The sequence below is a fragment of the Leisingera sp. M523 genome (assembly GCF_025141335.1).
GTDB lineage: Bacteria > Pseudomonadota > Alphaproteobacteria > Rhodobacterales > Rhodobacteraceae > Leisingera.
On record NZ_CP081036.1, the window covers coordinates 1,754,495 to 1,778,946 of the forward strand.

Here is a 24,452-nt window from a genome sequence, read left to right on the forward strand (position 1 = left end):
GGTCAGCGCGATAGCCTGTATACCGCGCCCTCGCTTTCCGAAGCAAACCAGATACTGCCGTCGGGCGCCTCCTGCAGGTCACGGATGCGTCCGGTTTCGCCGCTGCGCAGCTGCTCCGCTTCGGTAAGAGGCGTTCCCGAAAGGCGGGAAATGTAGTTGAATTTCAGCGAGCCGACAAAGATATCTCCGCGCCACTGCGGCCACATCCGGCCGGAGTAAATCATCAAACCGGACGGTGCGATGGACGGATCCCAGTACCATTCCGGCTGCTCCATCCCTGGTTTCGCGGTGCCTTCGCCGATTTTGCCCCCCGAATAATGGCGCCCGTAAGAAATCACCGGCCAGCCGTAGTTGGCACCTTTGCGGACCCGGTTCACCTCATCGCCGCCTTTGGCGCCGTGTTCCGCAACCCACAGGTTGCCCTGCAGATCCAGCTCCATGCCCTGCGGATTGCGGTGTCCGTAGGACCAGATCTCCGGTTGCGCACCTTGTGTGCTGGTGAAGGGATTGCTGGCGGGGACCGAGCCGTCGCGGTTGATCCGCACCACCGATCCCTGGTGCAGCCGCAGGTTCTGGGCACTGGGCCGGTCGCCGCGCTCGCCCAGCGAAATGAACAGGCTTCCATCCCTCGCTTCCACCACGCGGGCGCCGAAATGCCGCCCGCCCAATGCACCCGGTGCAGCTTCGAACAGCACCCGGACGTCTGTCAGGCGGGTGTTGTCCGGGCTGAGCCGCCCAACAGCCAGCGCGGTGCCTGCACCGCGGCCCTGACGCCTGGCAAAGGTCAAGAAAACCTCGCGGCTTTGGGTGAAATCCCTTGGCACCATCACATCCAGCAGGCCGCCCTGCCCTTCGGCGGCCACGGGAGGCACCCCTTTGACATGTTGTTTGCGCCCCGCGCGGACATGAAGCAACTGCCCATCGCGTTCAGTCACCAGCAGGCTGCCGTCCGGCAGAAAATCAATTGCCCAAGGCACATCAAAGCCATCGGCCATCATCGTTACACTAAGGTCTCCCTGACTGGACGGGAGCTTTTCTGCATAAGAAGCCGTGAAAACCGTCATCAGCGCGGCGGCTACCGTCAAAAGGCGTGAGTACTGCAGCATTGAGGTCTTTTCCTTCTGTTGATTCCCTTGTAAATCCACGCCCGCGCTGCATCCGGGGATCATATGGAGGTGCAGCATAAACCAAGCGGCCCGGGGAAAACTGTTCCGGTTCAATAGGACTTTTCTTTTGGAACCGGCTTGCCTAGGGTCCGATGTGAACATTTTTGTTCCAACAATGGGAGTTTTCAAATGAAGAAACTGCTGATGGCCACTGCGGCCGCTGCGCTGACGGCTGGCACCGCATATGCCGGCGGCCACGCCAAGGAAGTGAAGCTCGGCATCTTGTTCGGATTCACCGGCCCGATTGAATCGCTGACGCCGGCAATGGCAAGCGGCGCCGAACTGGCGATGGAAGAAGTCACCAAATCCGGCAAGCTGCTGGACAGCGCGACCGTCAGCTCTGTTCGTGCTGACAACGGCTGTGTCGACAACGGCCTGGCTGTGGCCAACGCCGAGAAAATCATCTCAGAAGGCGTCAACGGCATTGTCGGCGGCGATTGCTCGGGCGTGACCGGTGCAGTTCTGCAAAACGTGGCCATCCCTAACGGCATGGTGATGATTTCTCCTTCCGCCAGCTCGCCCGGGCTGAGCACAATGGAAGACAACGGCCTGTTCTTCCGCACCACGCCTTCGGACGCGCGCCAGGGTGAGATCATGGCAGACGTGCTGAAAGAGCGCGGCGTCTCGTCGATCGCACTGACCTACACCAACAACGACTACGGCAAAGGTCTTGCGGATTCGATCCAATCCGCCTTCGAAGCCTCCGGCGGCGAAGTCACCATCGTTGCGGCCCACGAAGACGGCAAAGGCGATTATTCGGCTGAAGTCGGCGCGCTGGCCTCGGCTGGCGGCGATGTTCTGGTCGTGGCCGGCTATCTGGACCAGGGCGGTCTGGGCATCATCCAAGGCTCGCTGGACAGCGGCGCGTTTGACATGTTCGGCCTGCCCGACGGTATGATCGGCGATTCCCTGCCGCAGAACGTCGGCCCGGATCTCGATGGGTCTTTCGGCCAGATCGCAGGCTCGGACAGCGAAGGCTCCAAGGTTTTTGCTGAAATGGCCAAGGAAGCAGGCTTTGACGGCACGTCGGCTTATGCGCCGGAATCCTATGATGCTGCCGCGCTGTTCCTGCTCGCGATGCAGGCTGCCAATTCGACCAAACCGGCGGACTACATGGGCAAGATCCTGGATGTTGCCAATGGACCGGGCGAGCCGATCAACCCCGGCGAGCTGGGTAAGGCACTGGAAATCCTCGCCGCTGGCGGTGAGATCGATTATCAGGGCGCTACCGGCGTTGAGCTGATCGGCCCGGGTGAAAGCGCGGGTTCTTACCGCGAAGTCGAAGTCAAAGGCGGCAAAATCGAAACCGTCAAGTTCCGCTGATACGACCCTGAAAAGACACAGAAAATGATCAGCCCGGGTTCCGCCCGGGCTGTTCCAAATTTAAAACGCCGCAAAATCGCGGCAGGGGATGAAATGTCATGATCGTCGTCGAGGACTTGCATAAGCACTTCGGCGGGTTCCATGCGGTTGACGGCGCTTCGCTGGAAATCGCTAAGGGGTCCATAACCGGTTTGATCGGCCCGAACGGTGCCGGCAAGACCACTTTGTTCAATGTAATCGCGGGTGTTTTGCCGCCGACCTTTGGCCGTGTCACCATGGATGGTGAGGATATCACCGGCCTGCCCCCGCATGAGCTGTTCCACAAGGGCCTCTTGCGTACCTTCCAGATCGCGCATGAGTTCTCATCCATGACCTGCCGGGAAAACCTGATGATGGTGCCTGGCGCGCAATCAGGCGAAACCCTGTGGAACACATGGTTCGGCCGCAAGCGGATCGCCGACGAGGAACGCGCCCTGCGGGCCAAGGCGGATGAGGTGCTGGAATTCCTCACCATCAGCCATATCGCAGATCTGAAGGCAGGACAGGTATCCGGCGGCCAGAAGAAGCTGCTGGAGTTGGGCCGCACCATGATGGTAGACGCCAAGATTGTCTTTCTGGATGAGGTCGGCGCCGGCGTGAACCGGACCCTGCTGTATACCATTGCTGATGCGATCAAGCGTCTGAACGAGGAGCGCGGCTATACCTTTGTCGTCATTGAGCACGACATGGAATTCATCGGCCGCCTGTGCGATCCGGTGATCTGCATGGCTGAGGGGAAGAAACTGGCCGAAGGCACCCTGGACGAGATCAAAGCGAATGAGCAGGTGATCGAGGCCTATCTGGGCACTGGCCTGAAGAACAAAGACAAGCTGGAAAACACGTGATGGATTGCTTTGCTGCTTATTGGGGCTCTGCCCCCGCCGCTGCGCGGCTCCCCCGGAGTATTTTCAGAAAGATGAAAGGGGCAGCGAATGTCTGAACCATTTCTGATTGGTGACTGCATGACAGGCGGATACGGCAAGGGGCCGGATATCCTGCATGATTGCACCATCGCCGTGAACCCCGGCGAGATCGCCGTCATTGTTGGCCCGAACGGGGCCGGTAAATCCACCGCCATGAAGGCAGTTTTCGGGATGCTGAACGTGCATTCTGGGACTGTGCGGCTGGGTGGTGAGGACATCACCGCGCTGTCGCCGCAGGACCGGGTGGTCAAGGGCATGGGGTTTGTGCCCCAGACCAGCAACATTTTCACCTCGATGACGGTGGAGGAAAACCTGGAAATGGGTGCCTTTATCCGAACTGATGATTTTTCCGGGACCATTGAGCAAATCTATAGCCTGTTCCCGATCCTGCGCGACAAGCGCAACCAGCCGGCGGGTGAGCTGTCCGGCGGCCAGCGCCAGCAGGTGGCGGTGGGCCGCGCGCTGATGACCAAGCCCAAGGTCTTGATGCTGGACGAACCCACGGCGGGTGTTTCCCCCATCGTGATGGATGAGCTGTTCGACCGGATCATCGAGGTTGCCCGCACCGGGCTGCCGGTCCTGATGGTGGAGCAGAACGCCAAGCAAGCGCTTGAGATCGCGGACAAAGGCTATGTTCTGGTGCAGGGGCGCAATGCCTATACCGGCACCGGCCAGGAGCTGCTGACCGATCCCGAAGTGCGCAAATCTTTCCTGGGAGGGTGAGTATGCGAGCTGAAATAGTTTTTGCCTCGCGGCTTGCACAATCTCGACGCTACCTGACTGCGTCATTGATTGCCACAGCTGCCCTGGTGGCAACAAGCTCCCAGAGTTTTGCGCTCGCGCTGAGTTGCAAGTTTCTGAACTGCTACTCCTCAGGCTCCTGCGTAGACAAAGAAGCGGAAGTCACTATCGAAGTGGATGCCCAGGGAGAAACGGCGAAGATCCTGTCTCCTGGACCACGCCCCTTCAAGGCAACAGTTCATAGCGATCAGGGGACTCAAATTACCAACTTCGTTACAAGAAACGAAAGGGGTGCTGTGCATATGCTAACCGTGTTTTCGAACGGCAACGCCGCTTTCTCGTCACACACATCTTTAGAGGTCGACCCCAAGCCCATTTGGATTTCGGGAACTGGCTTCTGTGAGGAGCAAGATTGATGGATCTTCTCAACGCCCTGGTGGCGCTTACCAACTTTGTTATTGTCCCCGGGCTGGCCTATGGCTCGCAACTCGCGCTCGGGGCGCTGGGGGTGACGCTGATCTACGGGATCCTACGGTTCTCGAACTTTGCCCATGGCGACACCATGGCGTTCGGTGCGATGGTGACGATCCTGATCACCTGGCTGTTTCAATCGATGGGGATCAGCTTTGGAGTGCTGCCAACCGCGCTGCTGGCCCTGCCTTTTGGCATCCTGGGGACCATTGGCCTCGCGCTTCTGACCGACCGGACCGTTTACCGGTTCTACCGCGAGCAGAAGGCAAAACCGGTGATCTTTGTCATGGTCTCGCTTGGTGTAATGTTCATGATGAACGGTATCGTTCGCTTCATCATCGGCCCCGGCGACCAGCGGTTTGCCGACGGCGAGCGCTTCATCATCAAGGCGCGCGCTTTCAAACAGATGACCGGCCTGAACGAAGGCCTGGCGATCAAGACCACCCAAGGCATCACCGTGATCACCGCGATCATCGTTGTGGCGGCGCTGTTTTGGTTCCTGAACAAGACCCGCACCGGAAAATCCATGCGCGCCTATTCGGACAACGAGGATCTGGCGCTGCTGTCGGGCATCAACCCGGAGCGCGTGGTGATGTACACTTGGATGATTGTGGCGGCGCTGGCGACCATAGCAGGCGTGCTTTACGGTCTCGACAAGTCGTTCAAGCCCTTCACCTATTTCCAGCTGCTGCTGCCGATCTTTGCCTCCGCCATCGTGGGGGGCCTAGGCAGCCCGCTGGGCGCCATTGCAGGCGGTTTCATCATCGCCTTCTCCGAAGTGACGATCACCTATGCCTGGAAAAAAGTTCTGACCTACGGGCTGCCGGACAGCCTGGCGCCTGACGGGCTGGTTCAGCTCCTCAGCACCGACTACAAGTTCGCGGTCTCCTTTGCGATCCTGATTGTTGTCCTCCTGTTCAAGCCCACCGGCCTTTTCAAAGGGAAAGCGGTATGACCGACACCATGAAACATACCCTTCTTTTCGTCTTTGTCGGCGTGATGATCCTGGCTGAAGGCATGACCGACTTCCTGTTCTTCTCCGGCTCCTGGAACTCGGCGCTGGTGATCCTGAACATGGGGCTGATTTCAGCCATTATGGCGATCGGCGTGAACATCCAATGGGGCTTTGCAGGGCTGTTCAACGTCGGCATCATGGGTTTCACCGCGCTTGGCGGGCTGGCTGTGGTGCTGACCTCAACCCCAGTGATCCCTGCGGCCTGGTCCTCGGGCGGGGTCAGCATTTTGATGGCGCTGGTCATGGGCGCCATGACCGTGGTTGCCGGTGTGATGATCAGCAAATTCATGGCCCCCGGCAAACTGCGTGCGTTGGTGCTGGCTGGTATGATGATCGCGGGTTTCTTTGTCTACCGTGCGATCTTTGATCCGGCGGTTGGTGCGGTTGAGGCGATCAACCCGGCACTGCAAGGCAACATTGGCGGCTTGGGCCTGCCGGTGCTGCTGGCCTGGCCTGCGGGCGGACTGCTGGCTGCGGGTGCTGCCTGGCTCATTGGCAAGACCGCATTGGGCCTGCGTTCGGACTATCTGGCGATTGCCACGCTGGGCATCGCCGAGATCATCATTGCCGTACTGAAGAACGAGGACTGGCTGTCGCGTGGCGTAAAAAACGTCGTCGGCCTGCCCCGTCCGCTGCCTTATGAAGTGGATCTGCAGAACGATCCGGGCTTTGTCGAGAGTGCCGCAGGGTTTGGTCTCGACCCGGTTCTGGCCTCGACCATCTACGTCAAGGCAGGCTATGCGCTGATGTTCACCGCGGTGCTGCTGGCGCTGCTGTGGATGGCGCAGATGGCGTTGAAAAGCCCCTGGGGCCGGATGATGCGCGCGATCCGCGACAACGAGACCGCGGCCGAGGCAATGGGCAAAAACGTGACCCGCCGCCATCTGCAGATCTTTGTGCTGGGCTCCGCGATCTGCGGCATTGCCGGTGCGATGATGACCACACTGGACAGCCAGCTGACACCGGGTACCTACAACCCGCTGCGTTTCACCTTCCTGATCTGGGTAATGGTGATTGTCGGCGGATCCGGCAACAACTTTGGCGCGGTGCTGGGCGGCATGCTGATCTGGTTTTTCTGGATCAAAGTGGAGCCGATGGGCATTCTGCTGATGGAAGCTGTCACCTCCGGCATGGCCGAAGGCAGCGCTCTTAAGGCGCATCTGGTAGAGAGCGCCTCGCACATGCGGCTGTTCACGATGGGCTTGATACTGCTGCTTGTCCTCAGATTCAGTCCGCGCGGGCTGATTCCTGAGAAGTAAAACAAGCGCCGCCCTGATCTCCAGGGCGGCGCGTTTTGCTTCTTTCTGGTGGTAAATACCCCCGCCGGAGGCATGGGTTCGGCGTCAGCCGAACCCATTTTTACTCTCAGCGCCCTTTGAAAAGGCTGCCAAGAATGCCGCGGACAATCCGGCGCCCGGTTGTGCCCTTCAGCTCCTTGATCACCGCTTCAGACATTGCTGAGGTGAAGCTGTCTTTCTTGCGGAAAACCTTTGCAGACGAGCGGCTGACCCGGGACCCGGAATACCGGCGGGCGGCATTGAATTCCCGCGCCATCGGCTGGGGGGCCTCTTCTGCCGCAGCCTCGGATTCTTCTGCTTCCTCTGCCGCCGCCTCCGCTCGCTGAGCCAGGATTTCATAGGCCGACCGCCGGTCCAGCGGATTGTCGTATTTCCCCGCCATGTCCGAATTTTTCAGCATCTCCTCCCGCTCCTGAACCGTAAGCGGTCCAAGCTGGGTGCTTGGCGGGCGGATCAGCGTGCGTTCAACCACGCCCGGCACGCCTTTTTTCTGCAGCATTGAGGTGACGGCTTCGCCGACGCCAACCTCGCGGATAGCCTCTCCGGTGGAAAAACGCGGGTTCTCGCGGTAGGTTTCCGCCGCCAGTTTCAGGTTTCTGCGGTCCCTGGCGGTAAAAGCACGCAGCGCGTGCTGGATACGGTTGCCAAGCTGGCCGAGGATATCTTCCGGCACATCGGCCGGATTCTGGGTGATGAAATAGATCCCCACCCCTTTGGACCGGATCAGCCGCGCCACTTGTTCGACCTTGTCGACCAGCGCTTTCGGCGCATCCTCAAACAAGAGATGCGCCTCATCGAAAAAGAACACCAGACGCGGTTTCACAGGATCGCCCACCTCGGGCAGCTCTTCGAACAACTCGCTCAGCAGCCACAGCAAAAAGGTTGAATAGAGCCCCGGCGCCGCCATCAGCTTATCTGCGGCCAGAATGTTGACCACGCCCTTACCAGCGTCATCGCACCGCATCAGATCGCTGAGCGCCAATGCAGGCTCCCCGAACAGGCCGGCACCGCCCTGATTTTCCAGTACTAGCAGACGCCGCTGGATAGCACCGATTGAAGCCGGGGACACGTTGCCGTAGCGCAGGGACAGCTGCGCCCGGTTTTCACCGATCCAGACCAACAGCGATTGCAGGTCCTTCAAGTCCAACAAGGGTAAGGCGTCTTCATCTGCCAGCCTGAACGCGATGTTTAAAATACCTTCCTGCGCTTCGCTCAGCTCCAATAACCGGGACAGCAGCAGCGGTCCCATTTCCGCAACCGTCGTGCGCACGGGATGGCCCTGTACACCGTACAGGTCCCAGAACGTCACCGGGCAGGCGTGGTAAGAATAGTCTGCAAAGCCGATTTTTTCCGCCCGGCCGGAGAAAGCGTCATGCAATTTGTGGTCAGCCGTGCCGGATTTAGCCAAGCCGGACAGATCTCCCTTCACATCAGCAAGGATCACAGGCACGCCGGCATTGGAAAACCCTTCAGCCAGGATTTGCAGAGTGACAGTCTTGCCTGTGCCGGTTGCCCCGGCGATCAGCCCATGCCGGTTGGCGTATTTCAGTGGCAGCCCCTGCGGCGTGCCATAACCTTCGCCGCCGCCGCCCAGAAAGATACTGTCTGCCATGCCCGTCCCCTGCCTGTCTTTTTCCCTGTGGATAACAATACAACGTTAACTTTTCAGTGCGATAGTCAATCTTGCCCGCCCCCGCAAATGCGGTTGCCGTGGCGGACATTTCCTCCCTGTCAGACTGGCCGTGCCTTGTGCACGGCCTCCTTTTTTGGGCGGGACTGCCTGCAAAACAGGCAAATACCGCGGCGATCCGGACAGCCAGGGTTCCATTCTCTCTAAATTGAAGCCTGCGCGACTTTTTTTGAAGTTGCATGTTGACCGATGGCCAGCCCTTTCGTAACGTCCTACGCAATAACTAAGTCGGCCAGTCCGACGGGGAGACACAACACGAAAAAGGGGGCCATCCGGTTCCCTTTTTTGTTCCGGTACAGTGACTTCCGGGCTTGAAACATTTTGCGCGGAATTCCCCGCAGATCATTTGTTATTGGCCTGACACCACCCGGCCGGCGTGGTAAACGCAAAACCAGCGTCTTTAGAAAAATGAGGCATTCATGTTGAAGTCCCTGACCCCGATCACGCTTGCCGCAGTGCTGGCCATGTCCGCCCCGCTGGCGGCACAGGAAACAGCTGCGGAAGAGACTGCGGGGGCGGAATCCGCTGAGCAGACAGAACAAACGGAATCAACCGCAGATCAGCTGCTGGACCTGGGCGAACCGGTCAGCGACGGCCCTCAGGCCGGCGAGCGCTACTCCAAGGAAACCCACGGCGATTGGGATCTGGCCTGCATCAAAACTGACAGCGGCACCGACCCCTGCTCGCTGTTGCAGGTGCTGGCAGGCCCACAAGGCAACCCGATTGCCGAAGTGTCGCTGTTCCGTATCGACCAGCAAGGCGGCCAGGCCGTTGCCGGGGCCACCGTCATCGTGCCGCTGGAAACCCTGCTGCCCGCGGCTCTGACGATCTCGATCGATGGCGCCCCGGCCAAACGCTACAACTATTCGTTTTGCAACCAGCTGGGCTGCGTTGCACAGATCGGCCTGACCCAGGGCGACATCGACGCCTTCCGGAAGGGCAAGGAAGCCGTTCTGTCGCTGCGTCCGGCGCCGGCACCGGATCAAGTGGTGCAGATGAAACTGTCGCTGAGCGGTTTCACTGCCGGCTTTGACGTTGTGGACGTGGTCAAGCAATAAGCCCGCTGGCATTGAAAACTGAAAACGCCGCGCGCCGTCGGGCCGCGGCGTTTTTCTTTGCTTGTTTCAGACCTTGCGCAGGGCCAGCACCGCGTTCAGCCCGCCAAAGGCAAAGGCGTTGGACAGGGCCACATCGACCTTGGCCTCGCGGGCCTCATTCGGCACCACATCCAGCGCGCATTCCGGATCGGGGTCTTCATAACCGATAGTCGGAGCGATCACCCCGTCGCGCAGCGCCATGATGCAGGCCAGCAACTCCACCGCACCGGTGCCGCCGATAAGATGGCCATGCATGGATTTGGTGGAGGAGATCATCAGCCTGTCCGCATGGGGGCCGAAAACATCCGCGACGGCAGCGCATTCAGTCTTGTCATTGGCGGCGGTGCCGGTGCCATGAGCGTTGATATATCCCACCTCAGACGCGTTGATACGGGCATCCTGCAATGCGCCAGAAATGGCACGGGCGGCGCCCTGCTTGCTGGGCATCACGATGTCGGAAGCGTCCGAGGACATGGCAAATCCGATGATTTCGCACAGAATTTCTGCATCGCGTGCCCTGGCGTGCTCATATTCTTCGAACACAAATATGCCTGCGCCCTCGCCCTGCACCATACCATTGCGGTTGGCGCTGAACGGGCGGCAGGCGTCCTTGGACATCACCCGCAGCCCTTCCCAGGCCTTGACTCCGCCAAAGCACAGCATGGATTCAGAGCCGCCGGTGATCATTGCCGGGCTCATACCCGAGCGCACCATCTGAAACGCCTGCGCCATCGCGTGATTGGAGGACGCACAGGCCGTGGACACGGTGAAACTGGGCCCCTTGAGGTTGAACTGCATAGACACATGCCCGGCTGCCGCATTGTTCATCAGCTTAGGCACCACAAAGGGGTGCACCCGGTTCTTGCCGTCCTCGTAAACGCTGCGGTAGTTCTCATCCAGCGTTTGCATGCCGCCGCCGGAGTTGCCCAGAACCACGCCGGCCTTGGCGGACAGATCGCCATGGAACTCCAGGCCTGATTGCTCGATCGCCTCTTTCGCCGCAGTCAAGGTGAACTGGGTGAACCGGTCATAGAGGCTCATCTGCTGGCGGTTGAACCGCCCTTCTGCCTCAAATCCGCGGACCTGGCCGCCGATGCGGATTGCCAGGCGGTCCACATCGCGAAACTCCAATTCTCCAATGCCGCAACGGCCTTCGCGCATGGCCTCCAGTGTGGCGGGCACGGAATGTCCCAGGGCATTGATGGTTCCAGCCCCGGTGATGACGACGCGCTTCATTGGCTATCTTACGCTTTTTCCAAAATCAGCTTGTCGATGCCTTCGACGATAGCCGCAACATTGGAAATGTTAAAATCACTGTTTTCGGGTTCATTGGCATTGAAGGGAATCGAAACATCAAACTCCTCTTCAATGGCAAAGATGCTTTCCACCAGGCCCAGGCTGTCGATGCCCAGATCCTCCAACGTGCTGTCGAGGGTCACATCCGACGGCTCAAGAACCGCCTGTTCGGCAATAATTGCAATGACCTTGTCCTGCGTGCTCATGTGGAGATCCCCGACGTTGTGGCTGAGGCAGATGTAGTAATTCGGCCGTTACTTGAAAACAGCCTTTTTTAACAATTCGATGTCACGCATCAAACGCGGCAGGCGGCGTTGTGCTTTATACATCTCAGTGTGGGTCTCCATCTTGACGCTGGGATAGCCCATGATCACCCGGCCCGCAGGCACGTTCGACAGGATCTTGGTGCCGCCGCCGGCAATCACCCCGTCGCCGATGAAAATATTGTCGACTACACCGCATTGGCCGCCCAGCACCACGTTGTTGCCGACATCGACAGAACCGGAAATGCCGGTCTGGCCGCATAGCAGGCAATCATTCCCGACCCGGGTGTTGTGGCCCACATGCACCTGATTGTCGAGCTTGCTGCCATTGCCGATCACCGTGTCGCGGATGGTGCCGTTGTCCAAAGTGCAATTGGAGCCGATTTCCACGTCATCACCAATGGTGACGGCTCCCAAAGAGTGGATGCGGACCCAGGCCTGCGCCCTGGCCTCGCCCTGATCGCCCATGGTCTTGCGGGCGTTTTCAGCACCGGAAACTTCTGGGGTGACATAGGAAAATCCGTCGCCGCCGACGCGTGCGCCAGGCTGGGCACGGAAACGGGCGCCGATGGTTGCCCGGGCGCCGATCGAGACCATTTCGCGCAATTGAGCGTCTTCGCCAATCACAACATCTGTTCCGATATAGCAATGCGGACCGATGACCGAGCGGGCACCGATTTCGGCCCCGGCACCGATGACAGCCAGCGGCCCGACTGACACATCCTCACCCAGCTTGGCCGTAGGGTCGATCACTGCAGAGGGGTGAACACCGGCAGCAAACCCCTGCCCCCGGTCCAGCATCGCGGTTACGCCGGACATGGTCAGGCGCGGACGCGGCGCAAAAATAGCGGCCTTCAGACCAAATGACTGCCAGTCCGCCCCCTCCCACAGCACCGCGGCCTGCGCATTGCCAGCTTTAAGGCCCTCGGCATATTTCGGCGCCATGGCCATGGCGATCTGATCTGCCTTTGCATCCTGCGGCTCCGCCGCGCCCGCAATTTTCAGGTCCAGGTCGCCCTGGGCTTCAATTCCCAGGGACTCAGCGATCTGGCGGATAGTGAACATGGCAGGCCCTTTCAGAATAATCCTGTGTGGGCCTGCTATTTACCCTTGAACGCCGGGCAGTACCACCCCTGCCCGTTCCAGTGCCGCCCAGATCTTGGCGTCGCGGCCATAGACATCTCGGCGGAACTCTGCGCGGCCTTTGCTGGACACAACGGCGGTCCGGTAGATGATATGCACCGGCACTTTCTGGTCCAGCGCCACCTTGGTTTCCTTGCCGCTGCTCAGGATGCGGTGGAAGAAATCTTTCGGGTTTTCGCTTTGCTTGGCCAGCAGCGCATAGGCGAATTCAAACGGTTGCGCCAGCCGGATACAGCCATGCGAGAATGCGCGCACTTCGCGGGCGAACAGGCTCTTTTGCGGGGTGTCGTGCAGATAGATGTTGTATTTGTTCGGGAACATGAATTTGACCAGCCCCAGCGCGTTGCGGCTGCTGGGGGGCTGCCGCATGGAGAACGGAAAGTTCCGCGCAGTATACTGTGAGAAATCAGCGGATCCTCGATTCACCACCCGGCCGCGCCGATCGGTGATTTGGATATGGCCGACCGCATTAGGGTTGCTCTGGAGCTTGGGCAGATACTCCTTGGTGATGATCGAGCGCGGCACATACCAGCTCGGGTTGATCACCATATGCTCCATCTCGTCGGAGAATTCCGGGCTGCGGCGGTCATGTGTGTTCTTGCCGATTACCGAACGGGTTTCAAAGGTCACATCGCCATTATCAACGATTTTGGCAGTGAAATCCGTCTGGTTGACCAGAATGTGCCGCTCACCCCGGTCCGGTGTCAGCCAGCGTTCACGCTCCATCGCGATGATTATGGACTTCAAACGGTTGGAGACAGGTTTGTTTACCTCGGCGATTGTGCCAGCGCCAGCCACGCCGTCGGTTTCCAATCCATGATCGGATTGGAAGCTTTGCACAGCTTGCTCCAGCGCGGCGTCATAGCTGCGTGCAGCGCTTCGCTGCAAATACCCCATCGCCATCAGACGGTTCCGCAGGGCAATGACAGCCGGACCCTGATCGCCAGGTTCCAGTTTCTTGGCGTTGACACCCGGCCCCCAGCCGCCCGCCGCAAGGATCTGCTCCAGCCGCAGTTTTTCGCGCATCAAACCGCGGTATTGCGGCGATTCCGGCACCAGGCTGCGCATGTAAGCATAAGGCTGCTGATCCCGGATGCCCTCCAGAAAGCCGGTCCCGTCAACCATATGTTTCTTGCGCACCATGCCATCGTCGATCCGCGACGGCACCAGCAGGCCAGTCTGCAGGTCGGTCGCATAATCCACCAGTGCCTGGCTCAGCGCGGCCTCGATGGTGCCGATATCACGTGTGGTGCGCACGCCGCGCATTTGCTGCAGCAGCGCGCTGACCTCGGCTGTACGGTCCGGCAGCCCATGGGCATTGGTTTCGTTCAACGCCGCTAACAAGGCGGTTCGGCGCTGGCGCGACGCCTCATCCGTGCCTGTCCAAATCGCCTGATATCCGTTTTCTCGGTAGAATTTGGCCACGGCATCGCTGCCGGAGGCGGCTTCAGCCACTGCTTGGCGGAAAGCCGCCGAAATTTCAGCCTGCGCTGAACTGGAAACAGTCCCCGCGGTCAGGCCACCCAAGGCCAGAGCAAAAAGCCCTGCTTTAATCCCCGGCAAAAAGTTTCCTGCGGATGCGCGCATCATAATATCCGGTCCTTGAGCCGATTTTTGCTAATCTTAGCGGTGCCTATCTGAAATTCTGGTAAATGCCAGCCGGTGTTGTCCATTCACATTTGCGAAATGTTAACATTGATGCACCTATGCCGCGTCTAAGAAGCCCTGTTGCAACAGTCGCGGGGAAAAGTTCCATCGCCCTCCCCTTTTGCGCAAGAAATTGCCGAAAAACGGGCTATCCGTTCTAGTGCGGCAAAGAAATGTTGGAACCAGATTCAGGCTGTGCCATACATGCCGCACGTTAACTAAGACAGTTGGCGAGCCCGTAACATCGGGCGATTAGGCAGGACTAGAAGCGTACGGGACGGCGCAGTGAAAATGGCGAAAACCAAGGGCACGGGGATCTCCCGGCGTTCTCTTTTGGGTGTATTTGCTGCAACCGCAGTGGCAGCAGCCCCGACTTTTTCCAATGCAGCAGGCTTCTTGCGAGGCGGCGGTGATATCCGCCGGATCCGCATGTACTCTGGCCGCACTGGCGAACGGTTGGACATGGTCTACTGGATCGACGGCCAGTACATCAAAGACGCGGTCAGGGAAGTCAATCATTTCATGCGCGATTGGCGGACGGATCAGGTCAAGGACATGGACCTTCGCACCATTGATATCATGGCTGCCTCGCACAATCTGCTGGATGTGAACGAGCCCTTTATGCTGCTGTCCGGCTACCGCAGCCCGAAAACCAATGCAATGCTGCGCAGCCGCTCGCGCGGGGTGGCAAAGAACTCCCTGCATATGCGCGGCCAGGCTGCAGATCTGCGGCTGGCGTCGCGGTCAGTGTCGCAAATGGCCAAGGCCGCCGAGGCCTGCCATGCCGGCGGTGTCGGTAAGTACCAGCGTTCGAATTTCGTGCATATGGATTGCGGTGTTGTCCGCACCTGGCGCGGCTGACTGCCATATCTTTGCAAGAATGCAAGCCTGCATTTTCTAGTGCGGGCTTTTTAGGTTTCAGAACAGACGCCAGCCCGAAACGCCTCCAGCTTTGGCCATGAAATTGTAAACAGTCGGTTTTTCCCGTTGCAGAGGCTGCAAAGCACGGTTATACCCCGCTTTAACGACGCACCTGTAGCTCAGCTGGATAGAGCGCTGCCCTCCGAAGGCAGAGGCCAGAGGTTCGAATCCTCTCAGGTGCGCCAAATCTCCTTGAAGATCCATCTAGACCCGCCCATTCAGGCTGCCAGCACTCTTTGCGAATGCTGTGCTGGAATGTTCATCATCCATGCCTCCTGCGCCTTACTCCTGAAAATCGTTAACTGCGCTTGATAGCTCAGCCGCCGCCGCGTAAAACGCGAGGCTGCGAAGATAGTCTGGCGCTTCTTCGCCAAACGCTTTCAACACCTCCTCAGCCGGTTGCATGAAATCCCCGGCAAGTTCCGGCGGAGCTGAAAGAAACCTGCTGGCCCAAGCTTCATCGTCCAGCTCACCCCCAAAGAGCGTTCGGATTTCTTGAACGATATCTTCAAATATCCCCGGTTCGGGTGTGTTCAGCGCCGCGTTGACCAATCTTCTAAGCTCTGTGCCGCGCTGGCCTTGCAGGGAATAATGCACCGCGGCAACTTGGCGCTTGTTCAGATGCAGCGGCAAATATCCCAGGGCGAGGTGTCCCTTTCCAGGCTTTGAAATCACGTTGAAACCGGCGCTTCGCCCATCAGCCGAAACCGTCACGGAATCTATGGGGAGAGCGCTAATACCCGTAGCGGATTCAAGAACCGATAAAAGTTCGGACTTTTCAATGGAGCCAGAGACCCCTGCATTTAGAGAGATGCCCGCGACCAGCACTTCCCGGCCTCTGAAAACCCTTGAGATTATCGCCCGCCCACGGAAATCATACGCCAGGACGTCAGCATACGGGCTGCATTCCGGATTGGCTTCAGGATAATACAATACGCTTTCTCCGGCAGACGGATCCATTTGGGTCAAGCGTTCGACGTCGAATTTGGCGAGTTTAGACATCGCAAAACGCCCAGAAGCGTCAATTGTTATGAGCCCCCCTGGCCCGGCGCCGCCTGATCCTGCGACAAGCAGTTCAGCGCTCATTGTCCCCAAGAACCCTGCCTCCTTACTGTCATGGGGACCTTTAATCGAAAGCGCAGGATAACATGTGTTTTTCTTATTGCTGCCGGCCCCCAGGATCCTAGTGCCTCTGTCTACATCAATCAGATCGCCCGGATAAATCGTATGAAGCTCTCTTGCAGGGAATGCCCCCAACGGCAGGAAGTAAAGCGCTTCCAACGCTCGGAACCGTGCTTGAACCTGCGTCACATCGGGAGAGGAAAGCCCAAAACCGGGTAAAAATGCTGCGGCAACCAGACTCAACGCCGCTGCATATCTTGTCACACGCATTAGAATACCCTCCGCTGTGCCTATAACCGGCAAGAGAGAAACTATGGCGTTGGCCCAGACTTTCTACCGCCAGTTCAGGATTTCTCAAAAATGCCTGCAGCCGTAGGTTATGTTCCAATTCAGCGGCTTTGCTTCCCCGCACGCTGACAACAGTGCCTCAAGCGCCCTCAGATGCCCCGTTGTTTGCACGGGTAAAATTTCACAGCTTTGCGTCCCTACTGCCGGAGTGCCTGGCTAAAGGCCTCCAGCAGGGCTCTTTGCCGCGGCGATTTGCCAAGGCTTGGCGGCCAGGTCAGCCAATAGCCTTCAATTATAGCCAGTTCCGGCGCAGGCGCGCATTCCAATTGCCCCGTTTGCAAGAGATTTGCAGCCAAAGCTTTGGATCCCAAAACAACACCCATCCCCAACCGGGCAGCCCGCAAGGCATGCGCCATGGAGTCTACAGACACTGGACCGGCATCAGGTTCCGTTTCACCCGTCACTCTGGCCCACTCCGCCCAGCCCGGCCGTTCTCCACGCAATTCTATGACCGGAAGCTGCCGCCACCCGGCCGCTTTTCCAGGTGCTGTCATTGGCTGCAGCACTTCATTTGCCAGCAAGACCCCGTCGCGCCCCTGCCAGCCTCCGCGTCCGTAGCGAATATGCAAAGCCCCGTCGGCCGCCTCGAACTCCAGTCGCTTTGGAACGGTTTCCGTAACCAGGCGCAGGTCCGGGTAAGTCTTTGAAAACAAACTTAGCCGCGGCAGCAAAAGCATCTCCAGATGCGATGGCAAAGCCGCAACCCTCAGCTCCCGAGCACTTTGGCCAAAGAGATTATCGGTGCCTTGTTCCAGAGCGAGCAGAGTATCATGGACCAGCGGCAGGTAACTTTCGCCATCCACTGTCAGCGTCACACCGCGTGCTGAGCGAATAAACAACTGCCGCCCCAGCCAGGATTCCAGATTTCGAATCCGCTGGCTGACTGCGGCCTGTGTGGCGCCGAATTCCTCCGCCGCAGCTGTGAAACTGCCAAGCCGGCCAGCTGCTTCAAACACCTTCAGCCAGTCGAGCGGCGGCAAGCCCTGTTTGGTCGCTTTCTTAGGCATTAGAAAACCTAACTCTGAAACCCCGATTTCCGTCGTTCTCTTGATGGCTCAGCCTCGGTATTAGCGCAAGGGAGAACCAAGCCAACCGGAGAGATCCCATGCCCCGTTCCGTAACCGCTGACACATCCGGCAGTTTTCTGACTTTGACTTTTGAAGACGGCCAGCAGAGCCGTTTTCACGCGATCTGGCTGCGCGACAATGCGCTGGATCCAGAAACCCGCGCGCCGGGCAACGGCCAGCGCCTGATCACCATCGGCGACATACCCGCGGACACCAGGATCAGCACCGCATTGGTGGCTGACGGCGCCCTGACAGTGACCTTTGCTCCGGAAGGCAAGACTGTGACCTACCCCGGAACATGGTTGAACTCACACGCCTATGACATTGACAAAGATACTAAGTTTGGCCGCACTGCGCCGGGCATTCAGACCTGGAACAGCAGCCAGCCGGCGCCCGACTTTGACTGGAACGACGTGCAGTCCGACCCCAAGGTCAAGCGCGGCTGGCTGGATGCGATTGCCCGTCTCGGTTTTGCCAAGCTGGTGAACGGCCCCGTCAAGGAAGGCGCGCTGATTGACTGTGCAGAGATGTTCGGTTTTGTGCGTGAAACCAACTACGGACGCTTCTTTGAAGTCCGCACCGAGGTGAACCCGACCAACCTTGCTTATACCGGTCTGGGGTTGCAGGCGCATACCGATAACCCCTACCGCGATCCGGTGCCAAGCTTGCAGATCCTGTATTGCCTGGAAAATTCTGCTGAAGGCGGCGACAGCATCGTGGTGGACGGGTTCCGTGCGGCGGAACGGCTGCGCGAAGAAGACCCGGAAGGTTTTGCGCTGCTGGCCGGCTACCCGGCCCGGTTCGAATACAAAGGCTCCGGCGGTGTGCATCTGCGCTCGCGCCGCCCGATGATTGAACTCGCGCCTGATGGCGAGATGATCGGCATGCGCTTCAACAACCGGTCGTCGGCGCCTTTTGTGGACGTGCCCTTTGAGAAGATGGAGGCCTATTACGCGGCCTACCGGCGGTTGGGCGAATTCATTGACGATCCGGACATGGGGGTATCCTTTAAGCTGGAGCCGGGAGAGAGCTTTATCGTCGACAACACCCGGGTGATGCATGCACGTCTGGGGTATTCCGGTTCCGGTTCGCGCTGGCTGCAGGGCTGCTACGCTGACAAGGATGGGCTGCTGTCGACCCTTAATGTACTGAACGCACAGATCGAGGGCTAAGTCATGAGCAAGCCGGAGTTCTCTACGCTGACCCAGGACAACATTGTCACTTTCATCGGCGATATCTTTGACCGCCGCGGCGACGAGGAATACCTAGGCGAGCCGGTCACCATGACCGAGCATATGCTGCAAGGCGCCACCATTGCCGAAGCAAACGGTCAGCCGGAAGAGATTATCGTAGGAGCACTTCTCCACGATATCGGCCATTTCACCAGCGAGTTCGGCACTTTCTCCATGGATGACACCGAAGACCGGTTTCACGAAGAGGCCGGCGCCGAGGTGCTGGAACAGTTCTTCCCTTCTGTGATCACCGACTGCGTGCGGTACCATGTGGCGGCAAAGCGCTACCTCTGCGCCACCAAGCCCGAGTATTTCAAGCGTTTATCAGAGGCTTCCGTGCATTCGTTGAACCTGCAAGGCGGGCCGATGAATGCGGAAGAAGTGACCGAGATGGAGAAGAACCCAAACCTCAGGCAGATCATCGCCGTGCGCTATCTGGATGAGGCTGGTAAACGCGCGGACATGGAAACGCCCGATTACTGGCACTTTGCGCCGATGGTGCAGCGAATGGTCGACAAACACATGAATGCTTGAACTTTCGCAAAATGAATCTGCCGGGACAAGTTGAAAACTCCCGTTTCCAGCTGCCTCAGTTCTGAAACACAAAACGGCGCCCGTAGGGCGCCGTTTTCGTGGGTCAGTGGCAGCTCGTCAGACAAACAACTCGTGTGCCAATTCCAGCGCGTCGATCAGCGTGTCGACCTCTTCCTTGGTGTTGTAAAGGCCAAAAGAGGCACGGCATGTGGCGGACACGCCCAAATGATCCATCAGCGGTCCGGCGCAATGATGGCCCGCACGCACCGCCACACCTTTTTTGTCGAGGATGGTAGAGACATCATGAGGATGTGCGGCACCCTCCATGGTGAAACTGAAAATCGCAGCCTTCCCAATTGCTTGCCCTTGTACATTCACCCAATTCAGGCCAGTCAGACGCTCCATTGCATAATCGCGCAGCCCGCCCTCGTGCCTGGCGATATTGTCCATGCCGAGATCCATCATGTATTCCAGCGCTACGCCAAAGCCGATGGTCTGAACGATGCCCGGCGTGCCGGCCTCGAACTTCATTGGAGGATCATTGTAGATGATCTGCTCCTTGGAGACTTCCTTGATCATGTCGCCGCCGCCGATGAACGGACGCATCTCAGCCATGCGTTCTGGCTTGATGTAAATCGCACCCGAGCCTGAGGGGCCGTAAAGCTTGTGACCGGTAATCGCGTAGAAGTCGCAACCGATGTCCTGCACGTCGACCGGCATATGCACCGCCCCTTGCGAGCCATCGACCAGTACCGGCACCCCCTTGGCATGGGCGCCTTTGGTGATGGCCTTCACGTCCACCACAGTGCCCAGCACGTTTGAGCATTGCGTGACTGCAACCAGTTTGGTCTTGGGGGTGATCGCGTCGATCACCTTTTGCGGATCCAGGCTGCCGTCATCTGCCACGTCGACCCATTTCAGCACCACGCCCTGGCGTTCACGCAGGAAGTGCCAGGGCACGATGTTTGCATGATGTTCCATCACCGACAGGATGATCTCGTCCCCTGCTTCAAACCGCGGCATGGCCCAGCCATAGGCGACCAGATTGATGCCCTCGGTGGTGCCTGAATTCAGCACGATGGTGTTTTCATCCCCTGCATTCAGGAAGCGGGAGATAATACCGCGTACGGCCTCGTATTTCTCGGTTGCGAGATTAGAAAGGAAGTGCAAGCCTCGGTGAACGTTGGAATATTCCTCGGAATAGGCACGCGTTACCGCGTCAATCACCACCTGCGGCTTCTGGGCGGACGCACCGTTGTCGAGATAGGTCAGCGGCTTGCCGTTCACCTCCCGCGCAAGGATCGGAAAGTCGGCACGGATTTTTTCCACGTCATACATTTTCGGGAAGTCCCAGATTGGCTGGGCCGATCAGACCCACGATAAACAGAAGGGCAAACACCAGGATCATGCTCGCCATCATGACAACCCCAAGCGACCGCCAGACAGAGCCGAACTTGTGCGCCGCATTGACGAAGTGCAAGAGGATAAAGAACACCATGATGTTCGCTGCAATATTCAGCAGGGCAGCCAGGGCCGGCATAACCAGCAGCATCGCGACAACAGCCGCGTTAAGGCCTGCTTGCAGCAATTGCAGCCAAGTCACCAGTGCAAGCAGCCCGGCCAGATTTCCCTGACCGCCCAGCCATCGGCCGGTGGTTGCAAGCATGGCGATAAAGCTGATTTGCAGCAGCAGTATAACCGCAAAATATGCGCCCGGCGCAAACCTAGGTATCAGAACCTCAGGCGGCAACGGAAACAGCACTTGCTGCAGTGTATAGACGCAAGTGTTCAGCACCACTGACAGCAGAAAGCCCGTCCATAGCGCCTCGCGCGGCCAATCCTGGGCCAGGATTTGATGCGCAGCATCCCGCGGCGATTTCACCGTCAGCAGGGCAAAGGCGGCCAGTGCGTTCATTACTTTGCCCAATACCCTTGGATCATGCCGGACACCCAGAACCACAGAAAGACCGCACACCACAGTGCCCCCACCAGGTTCAAGGCGGGACCAGACCCGATGAAACCGGCGACAAGCCCGTTCAGCAGAATCAGCGGGCTGGCTGCCAGAAAAGCCCAGAACAGCGCCAGACGGGCGCAGTAGGCCTCGCCCTTCCCGCCTGCCGCGCGGGCAATCCAATGCGCGGCCAGGGCCAGCACGTACAGGACCAGCGGCGCGATAAACACAATGCCCAGCAATGACCCGCCCAGCAGCATATTCAGCTCCTGACCCGACAGATGCGCCTCGCGCGCCAGCCTCGGCATCTGCGCTACAAAGGTCAGCACACAGCCGCTGAGCAGGAAAATCAGCAGCCGGTCTTCGCGCACGCCCATGTCCAGAAGCCGCGCAAACACCTTGCGCGGCCCCTTATAGGTCGCCGGGATATCCGTGGTGACGGACATCAGCGGCGCCGGGCCAGCCAGCCTTCGAGGCGGGAAACGATGTCGGCCGCGATCTCCGCGTCCTCGATCTCTTCCACCGCTTCGGCCAGAAAGGCCAGCGTCATCAGATCGGTCGCCTCGGCATGGGGAACCCCGCGCGAGCGCAGGTAGAACAGGCCTTCCTCGTCAATCGCACCTGAGGTGGAGCCATGCGAGCAGGCGACGTCATCAGCGTAGATTTCCAGTTCCGGTTTAGCCAGGAACTGGCTGTCGCCGTCCAGCAGAAGAGACTGGGAAATCTGATACCCGTCAGTCTTTTGCGCGCCTTCTTTAACCAGGATCTTGCCCTGAAAAACACCAGTGGCCCCGTTGCGCAGCACCTTCTTGAAGACCTGGCGGCTTTCGCAGTTCACCGCGTCATGGGTGATGAATACGGTGTCATCGTGGTGAAAGTCGCCATCACCGACGCAAGCGCCCGCAATATGCGCAACCGCATCGTCGCCGGTCAGCTCAATCACCGCCTCGTTGCGGGTCAGCACGCCGTTCACGGTCAGGGTGAACGATTTGAACACAGACTCGGTGCCAAGACGGGTGAACAGATGCGTTGCCGCACGGCGCTCGTGGTCCCGGCCCTGCGCCCGCACCAGATGCATCTTGCCGCCATCGGCAATGTCGATCTCCATGCATTTGTTGAAACGCGAGGCCGCCGGGCCGTTTTCCAGGATCGTCACTTCGGCGCCGGTTTCCACGCGGACCACGTGATGCAGGATCGCGTCGGAACTCTCATCCGAATGCACATAGGTAAAGTTGATCGGTTTGGAGACCTTACCGGTCACCCGGATCGCCACGCCATCGGTGGCAAAAGCGGTGTTCAGCGCCGCCAGCGGGCGTTCCACCGGGGTTTGGCCACGTGCTTCAAGAACACCGTACAAATCCTTGGCCCAATGGATATCTTTGCAGCAGATATCCTCGATCCGGTCGATGGTCAAACCTTCCAGCGACAAATCATCCGAGGCTTCAGCGTCGAAAACGCCATCGACAAAAACAATGTTCAGCCGCTCAAAAGCGCTGAACATTGGTGTTTCCTCCGCAGCGAACACTGCGGCATTGAGAGCCTCAGCCTGAACCAGAGTTTCGGGACGGGTGTATTTCCAGTACTCATCCCGGCGGTTGGGCAGGCCCATAGTCTGGACCCGCGACAGCGCTGCCTGCCGGGCCGCCTTCAGGCAGCCGCTTTCCGGCAGGGTCAGCGCGGACAGCCGCGCCTCGGTTGCGCTTTGCTTTACTTCCGGCAGGGCCATTTACGCCTCCTCTGCCAGGATGCCGGCATAGCCGTTGTTCTCAACTTCCAGCGCCAGCTCGGGGCCGCCGGTCTTGACGATACGGCCGCCTGCCAGAATGTGCACCACGTCCGGTTTGATGTGGTCCAGCAGGCGCTGGTAGTGGGTGATCACCAGGAAGCCGCGGCCCTCGTCGCGCAGCGCGTTCACGCCTTCGGCCACCAGCTTCATCGCGTCGACGTCAAGGCCGGAGTCAGTCTCGTCCAGGATGCACAGTTTCGGCTCCAGCATCGCCATCTGCAGGATCTCGTTGCGCTTCTTCTCACCGCCGGAGAAGCCGACGTTGACCGGGCGCTTCAGCATGTCGGCGTCGATTTTCAGGGTTTTGGCTTTGGCGCGGATAATTTTCAGGAAGTCGGAGGCCGACAGCTCGTCCTCGCCGCGGGCTTTGCGCTGTGCGTTCACCGCGGTGCGCAGGAAGGTCATGTTGCCCACACCAGGGATTTCCACCGGGTACTGGAACGCCAGGAACATGCCGGCAGCGGCGCGTTCTTCCGGCTCCATTTCCAGGATGTCTGCGCCTTCCAGCTCGGCAGAACCGTCGGTGACCTCATAACCGTCGCGGCCGGACAGCACATAAGACAGAGTGGATTTGCCCGAACCATTCGGCCCCATGATGGCGTGTACTTTGCCAGCTTCGACTTTCAGGTCGACACCTTTCAGGATCTGCTTGTCTTCGTCTTCAAGTTTGACGTGCAGGTTTTTGATTTCGAGCATTTTTTCCTCGTCTCACATGTCTTGCGGGCATACAGCCCGCGATATTCCATGGCCCCAGCTGGAGCCGTTGCATTCTTATCCCAGCACCACTGCGGTGCCACTGGCCGAGACCATCAGCATGGATTGCCCGACCACTTCGTAATCCAGATCCACGCCAACAACGGCATTGGCGCCCTTGTCCCGGGCGCGGTCTTCCAGTTCGGCCAATGCGGTTTCGCGCGCGTCCTGCAGCTTGCTTTCATAAGCGCCGGAGCGGCCGCCGACGATGTCGGTGATCGAGGCAAAGACATCGCGCACCACATTGGCGCCCATGATCGCCTCGCCCACCACGATGCCTTTGTATTCGGCGATCTGGTAGCCTTCGACGCTTGGTGTGGTTGTGATGATCATCTTGAAACTCCAGTGTTGATCCGCCGACCCGCTCGAATTGCCCCGGTCACAAGGCCAACCATCATGCCCAACGCGCCAAATCCACCATATCCAACGCAAAACATGATCCAAGCAGCGTCTGCGTCTTTTGGCTCAATCAGTGACATGACGCAGAACCCGCCGGAAACCCCAACTAGAAAAGCAAATAGTGCCCCAGTCTTCAGAATTCCTGCGTTACCTTTGTCAACATTGGCCCAGACACCAGGCGCAACATTCAGTCGTTCCATCTGACTTGCGTCGCCCCCGTTCTGCAT

General features: G+C 58.9%; 25 protein-coding genes and 1 tRNA gene. 11 read left to right on the forward strand and 15 right to left on the reverse strand.

Annotated elements, in window-relative coordinates:
* Window positions 1–2 precede the first annotated feature (2 nt).
* Window positions 3–1,106 (reverse strand): PQQ-dependent sugar dehydrogenase, encoded by a 1,104-nt coding sequence (locus K3557_RS08715; RefSeq protein ID WP_259999138.1) that lies wholly within the window; start codon window positions 1,104–1,106, stop codon window positions 3–5.
* Between the two features lie 189 nt (window positions 1,107–1,295).
* Here K3557_RS08715 and K3557_RS08720 point away from each other — a divergent pair, with 189 nt between their 5' ends.
* From K3557_RS08720 to K3557_RS08745, 6 genes are all read left to right on the forward strand, one after another.
* Complete coding sequence (locus K3557_RS08720; protein WP_129370861.1) at window positions 1,296–2,489, forward strand: ABC transporter substrate-binding protein; 1,194 nt, start codon at window positions 1,296–1,298, stop codon at window positions 2,487–2,489.
* Between the two features lie 98 nt (window positions 2,490–2,587).
* Window positions 2,588–3,373 carry an ABC transporter ATP-binding protein gene (locus tag K3557_RS08725; protein WP_129370860.1) on the forward strand — a complete coding sequence of 262 codons (786 nt, stop codon included), beginning with the start codon at window positions 2,588–2,590 and terminating at the stop codon, window positions 3,371–3,373.
* A gap of 87 nt (window positions 3,374–3,460) precedes the next feature.
* Window positions 3,461–4,174: an ABC transporter ATP-binding protein gene (locus tag K3557_RS08730; protein ID WP_259999140.1), complete on the forward strand. Its 714-nt coding sequence runs from the start codon at window positions 3,461–3,463 to the stop codon at window positions 4,172–4,174.
* A 2-nt stretch (window positions 4,175–4,176) separates the two neighbouring features.
* The gene (locus K3557_RS08735) at window positions 4,177–4,608 is read left to right on the forward strand and encodes a hypothetical protein (RefSeq protein ID WP_259999142.1); all 432 of its coding nucleotides are present in this window, start codon (window positions 4,177–4,179) and stop codon (window positions 4,606–4,608) included.
* A complete protein-coding gene (locus tag K3557_RS08740) occupies window positions 4,608–5,618 on the forward strand; it encodes a branched-chain amino acid ABC transporter permease (protein ID WP_259999145.1) in 1,011 nt (336 codons plus the stop codon). The genes K3557_RS08735 and K3557_RS08740 overlap by 1 nt, the downstream gene beginning before the upstream one ends.
* Window positions 5,615–6,937, forward strand: coding sequence for a branched-chain amino acid ABC transporter permease (locus tag K3557_RS08745; RefSeq protein ID WP_259999146.1), 1,323 nt, complete (start codon window positions 5,615–5,617; stop codon window positions 6,935–6,937). Before K3557_RS08740 ends, K3557_RS08745 begins: the two co-directional genes overlap by 4 nt.
* Before the next feature lie 106 nt (window positions 6,938–7,043).
* Here the strand turns inward: K3557_RS08745 and K3557_RS08750 are convergent, their stop codons facing one another.
* Window positions 7,044–8,588, reverse strand: coding sequence for a DUF853 domain-containing protein (locus K3557_RS08750; RefSeq protein ID WP_259999148.1), 1,545 nt, complete (start codon window positions 8,586–8,588; stop codon window positions 7,044–7,046).
* Window positions 8,589–9,085: 497 nt separating this feature from the next.
* Between K3557_RS08750 and K3557_RS08755 the strand changes: the two genes are divergently transcribed.
* Window positions 9,086–9,724: an invasion associated locus B family protein gene (locus K3557_RS08755; RefSeq protein WP_259992243.1), complete on the forward strand. Its 639-nt coding sequence runs from the start codon at window positions 9,086–9,088 to the stop codon at window positions 9,722–9,724.
* 66 nt (window positions 9,725–9,790) lie between these two features.
* Here the strand turns inward: K3557_RS08755 and K3557_RS08760 are convergent, their stop codons facing one another.
* The 4 genes from K3557_RS08760 to K3557_RS08775 are packed head-to-tail and all read right to left on the reverse strand — an operon-like array spanning window position 9,791 to window position 14,055.
* Window positions 9,791–10,999: a beta-ketoacyl synthase gene (locus tag K3557_RS08760; RefSeq protein WP_259992245.1), complete on the reverse strand. Its 1,209-nt coding sequence runs from the start codon at window positions 10,997–10,999 to the stop codon at window positions 9,791–9,793.
* An 8-nt stretch (window positions 11,000–11,007) separates the two neighbouring features.
* Window positions 11,008–11,265, reverse strand: a complete 258-nt coding sequence (locus K3557_RS08765) for an acyl carrier protein (protein WP_129370852.1) — start codon at window positions 11,263–11,265, stop codon at window positions 11,008–11,010.
* A 48-nt stretch (window positions 11,266–11,313) separates the two neighbouring features.
* Window positions 11,314–12,387: a UDP-3-O-(3-hydroxymyristoyl)glucosamine N-acyltransferase gene (gene lpxD / locus K3557_RS08770; RefSeq protein ID WP_259999150.1), complete on the reverse strand. Its 1,074-nt coding sequence runs from the start codon at window positions 12,385–12,387 to the stop codon at window positions 11,314–11,316.
* A gap of 39 nt (window positions 12,388–12,426) precedes the next feature.
* On the reverse strand, window positions 12,427–14,055 hold the full coding sequence (locus tag K3557_RS08775; RefSeq protein ID WP_259999151.1) for a murein L,D-transpeptidase: 1,629 nt from the start codon (window positions 14,053–14,055) through the stop codon (window positions 12,427–12,429).
* 348 nt (window positions 14,056–14,403) lie between these two features.
* Here K3557_RS08775 and K3557_RS08780 point away from each other — a divergent pair, with 348 nt between their 5' ends.
* Window positions 14,404–14,973: a DUF882 domain-containing protein gene (locus tag K3557_RS08780; protein WP_259999153.1), complete on the forward strand. Its 570-nt coding sequence runs from the start codon at window positions 14,404–14,406 to the stop codon at window positions 14,971–14,973.
* 168 nt (window positions 14,974–15,141) lie between these two features.
* A tRNA-Arg gene (locus K3557_RS08785) sits at window positions 15,142–15,218 on the forward strand.
* Window positions 15,219–15,315: 97 nt separating this feature from the next.
* Here K3557_RS08785 and K3557_RS08790 read toward each other — a convergent pair.
* Entirely contained in the window at window positions 15,316–16,425 is a 1,110-nt protein-coding gene (locus K3557_RS08790; RefSeq protein ID WP_259999155.1) for a hypothetical protein, read from the reverse strand.
* Between the two features lie 215 nt (window positions 16,426–16,640).
* Entirely contained in the window at window positions 16,641–17,510 is an 870-nt protein-coding gene (locus tag K3557_RS08795) for a LysR family transcriptional regulator (protein ID WP_259999157.1), read from the reverse strand.
* 98 nt (window positions 17,511–17,608) lie between these two features.
* Between K3557_RS08795 and K3557_RS08800 the strand changes: the two genes are divergently transcribed.
* Together K3557_RS08800 and K3557_RS08805 are read left to right on the forward strand one after the other, a co-directional pair.
* A complete protein-coding gene (locus K3557_RS08800) occupies window positions 17,609–18,742 on the forward strand; it encodes a gamma-butyrobetaine dioxygenase (RefSeq protein WP_259999159.1) in 1,134 nt (377 codons plus the stop codon).
* 3 nt (window positions 18,743–18,745) lie between these two features.
* Window positions 18,746–19,336, forward strand: coding sequence for an HD domain-containing protein (locus K3557_RS08805; RefSeq protein ID WP_259999161.1), 591 nt, complete (start codon window positions 18,746–18,748; stop codon window positions 19,334–19,336).
* Window positions 19,337–19,453: 117 nt separating this feature from the next.
* On the opposite strand, the gene K3557_RS08810 is transcribed toward K3557_RS08805, so the two are convergent.
* The 7 genes from K3557_RS08810 to K3557_RS08840 form a co-directional block, all read right to left on the reverse strand.
* Window positions 19,454–20,674 carry a cysteine desulfurase gene (locus K3557_RS08810; protein WP_259999163.1) on the reverse strand — a complete coding sequence of 407 codons (1,221 nt, stop codon included), beginning with the start codon at window positions 20,672–20,674 and terminating at the stop codon, window positions 19,454–19,456.
* Entirely contained in the window at window positions 20,667–21,251 is a 585-nt protein-coding gene (locus K3557_RS08815) for a YIP1 family protein (protein ID WP_259999165.1), read from the reverse strand. The genes K3557_RS08810 and K3557_RS08815 overlap by 8 nt, the downstream gene beginning before the upstream one ends.
* Complete coding sequence (locus tag K3557_RS08820) at window positions 21,251–21,733, reverse strand: YIP1 family protein (RefSeq protein ID WP_259992264.1); 483 nt, start codon at window positions 21,731–21,733, stop codon at window positions 21,251–21,253. The genes K3557_RS08815 and K3557_RS08820 overlap by 1 nt, the downstream gene beginning before the upstream one ends.
* The gene (locus K3557_RS08825) at window positions 21,733–23,013 is read right to left on the reverse strand and encodes a SufD family Fe-S cluster assembly protein (RefSeq protein WP_259999167.1); all 1,281 of its coding nucleotides are present in this window, start codon (window positions 23,011–23,013) and stop codon (window positions 21,733–21,735) included. Before K3557_RS08825 ends, K3557_RS08820 begins: the two co-directional genes overlap by 1 nt.
* Entirely contained in the window at window positions 23,014–23,769 is a 756-nt protein-coding gene (sufC, locus tag K3557_RS08830) for a Fe-S cluster assembly ATPase SufC (RefSeq protein ID WP_259999169.1), read from the reverse strand.
* Between the two features lie 75 nt (window positions 23,770–23,844).
* Window positions 23,845–24,159 (reverse strand): heavy metal-binding domain-containing protein, encoded by a 315-nt coding sequence (locus K3557_RS08835; RefSeq protein WP_259992270.1) that lies wholly within the window; start codon window positions 24,157–24,159, stop codon window positions 23,845–23,847.
* Window positions 24,156–24,425, reverse strand: coding sequence for a hypothetical protein (locus tag K3557_RS08840; protein ID WP_259992272.1), 270 nt, complete (start codon window positions 24,423–24,425; stop codon window positions 24,156–24,158). Before K3557_RS08840 ends, K3557_RS08835 begins: the two co-directional genes overlap by 4 nt.
* Window positions 24,426–24,452: the final 27 nt, after the last annotated feature.

Coding starts and splice junctions, on each gene's coding strand:
- K3557_RS08715 (WP_259999138.1), bottom strand. CDS start 1,106: ATGCTGCAGTACTCACGCCTTTTGACGGTAGCCGCCGCGCTGATGACG.
- K3557_RS08780 (WP_259999153.1), top strand. CDS start 14,404: ATGGCGAAAACCAAGGGCACGGGGATCTCCCGGCGTTCTCTTTTGGGT.
- K3557_RS08820 (WP_259992264.1), bottom strand. CDS start 21,733: ATGTCCGTCACCACGGATATCCCGGCGACCTATAAGGGGCCGCGCAAG.
- K3557_RS08800 (WP_259999159.1), top strand. CDS start 17,609: ATGCCCCGTTCCGTAACCGCTGACACATCCGGCAGTTTTCTGACTTTG.
- K3557_RS08840 (WP_259992272.1), bottom strand. CDS start 24,425: ATGGAACGACTGAATGTTGCGCCTGGTGTCTGGGCCAATGTTGACAAA.
- sufC (WP_259999169.1), bottom strand. CDS start 23,769: ATGCTCGAAATCAAAAACCTGCACGTCAAACTTGAAGACGAAGACAAG.
- K3557_RS08795 (WP_259999157.1), bottom strand. CDS start 17,510: ATGCCTAAGAAAGCGACCAAACAGGGCTTGCCGCCGCTCGACTGGCTG.
- K3557_RS08810 (WP_259999163.1), bottom strand. CDS start 20,674: ATGTATGACGTGGAAAAAATCCGTGCCGACTTTCCGATCCTTGCGCGG.
- K3557_RS08755 (WP_259992243.1), top strand. CDS start 9,086: ATGTTGAAGTCCCTGACCCCGATCACGCTTGCCGCAGTGCTGGCCATG.
- K3557_RS08790 (WP_259999155.1), bottom strand. CDS start 16,425: ATGCGTGTGACAAGATATGCAGCGGCGTTGAGTCTGGTTGCCGCAGCA.
- K3557_RS08815 (WP_259999165.1), bottom strand. CDS start 21,251: ATGAACGCACTGGCCGCCTTTGCCCTGCTGACGGTGAAATCGCCGCGG.
- K3557_RS08730 (WP_259999140.1), top strand. CDS start 3,461: ATGTCTGAACCATTTCTGATTGGTGACTGCATGACAGGCGGATACGGC.
- K3557_RS08735 (WP_259999142.1), top strand. CDS start 4,177: ATGCGAGCTGAAATAGTTTTTGCCTCGCGGCTTGCACAATCTCGACGC.
- K3557_RS08835 (WP_259992270.1), bottom strand. CDS start 24,159: ATGATCATCACAACCACACCAAGCGTCGAAGGCTACCAGATCGCCGAA.
- K3557_RS08740 (WP_259999145.1), top strand. CDS start 4,608: ATGGATCTTCTCAACGCCCTGGTGGCGCTTACCAACTTTGTTATTGTC.
- K3557_RS08775 (WP_259999151.1), bottom strand. CDS start 14,055: ATGATGCGCGCATCCGCAGGAAACTTTTTGCCGGGGATTAAAGCAGGG.
- K3557_RS08765 (WP_129370852.1), bottom strand. CDS start 11,265: ATGAGCACGCAGGACAAGGTCATTGCAATTATTGCCGAACAGGCGGTT.
- K3557_RS08720 (WP_129370861.1), top strand. CDS start 1,296: ATGAAGAAACTGCTGATGGCCACTGCGGCCGCTGCGCTGACGGCTGGC.
- K3557_RS08760 (WP_259992245.1), bottom strand. CDS start 10,999: ATGAAGCGCGTCGTCATCACCGGGGCTGGAACCATCAATGCCCTGGGA.
- K3557_RS08805 (WP_259999161.1), top strand. CDS start 18,746: ATGAGCAAGCCGGAGTTCTCTACGCTGACCCAGGACAACATTGTCACT.
- lpxD (WP_259999150.1), bottom strand. CDS start 12,387: ATGTTCACTATCCGCCAGATCGCTGAGTCCCTGGGAATTGAAGCCCAG.
- K3557_RS08745 (WP_259999146.1), top strand. CDS start 5,615: ATGACCGACACCATGAAACATACCCTTCTTTTCGTCTTTGTCGGCGTG.
- K3557_RS08750 (WP_259999148.1), bottom strand. CDS start 8,588: ATGGCAGACAGTATCTTTCTGGGCGGCGGCGGCGAAGGTTATGGCACG.
- K3557_RS08825 (WP_259999167.1), bottom strand. CDS start 23,013: ATGGCCCTGCCGGAAGTAAAGCAAAGCGCAACCGAGGCGCGGCTGTCC.
- K3557_RS08725 (WP_129370860.1), top strand. CDS start 2,588: ATGATCGTCGTCGAGGACTTGCATAAGCACTTCGGCGGGTTCCATGCG.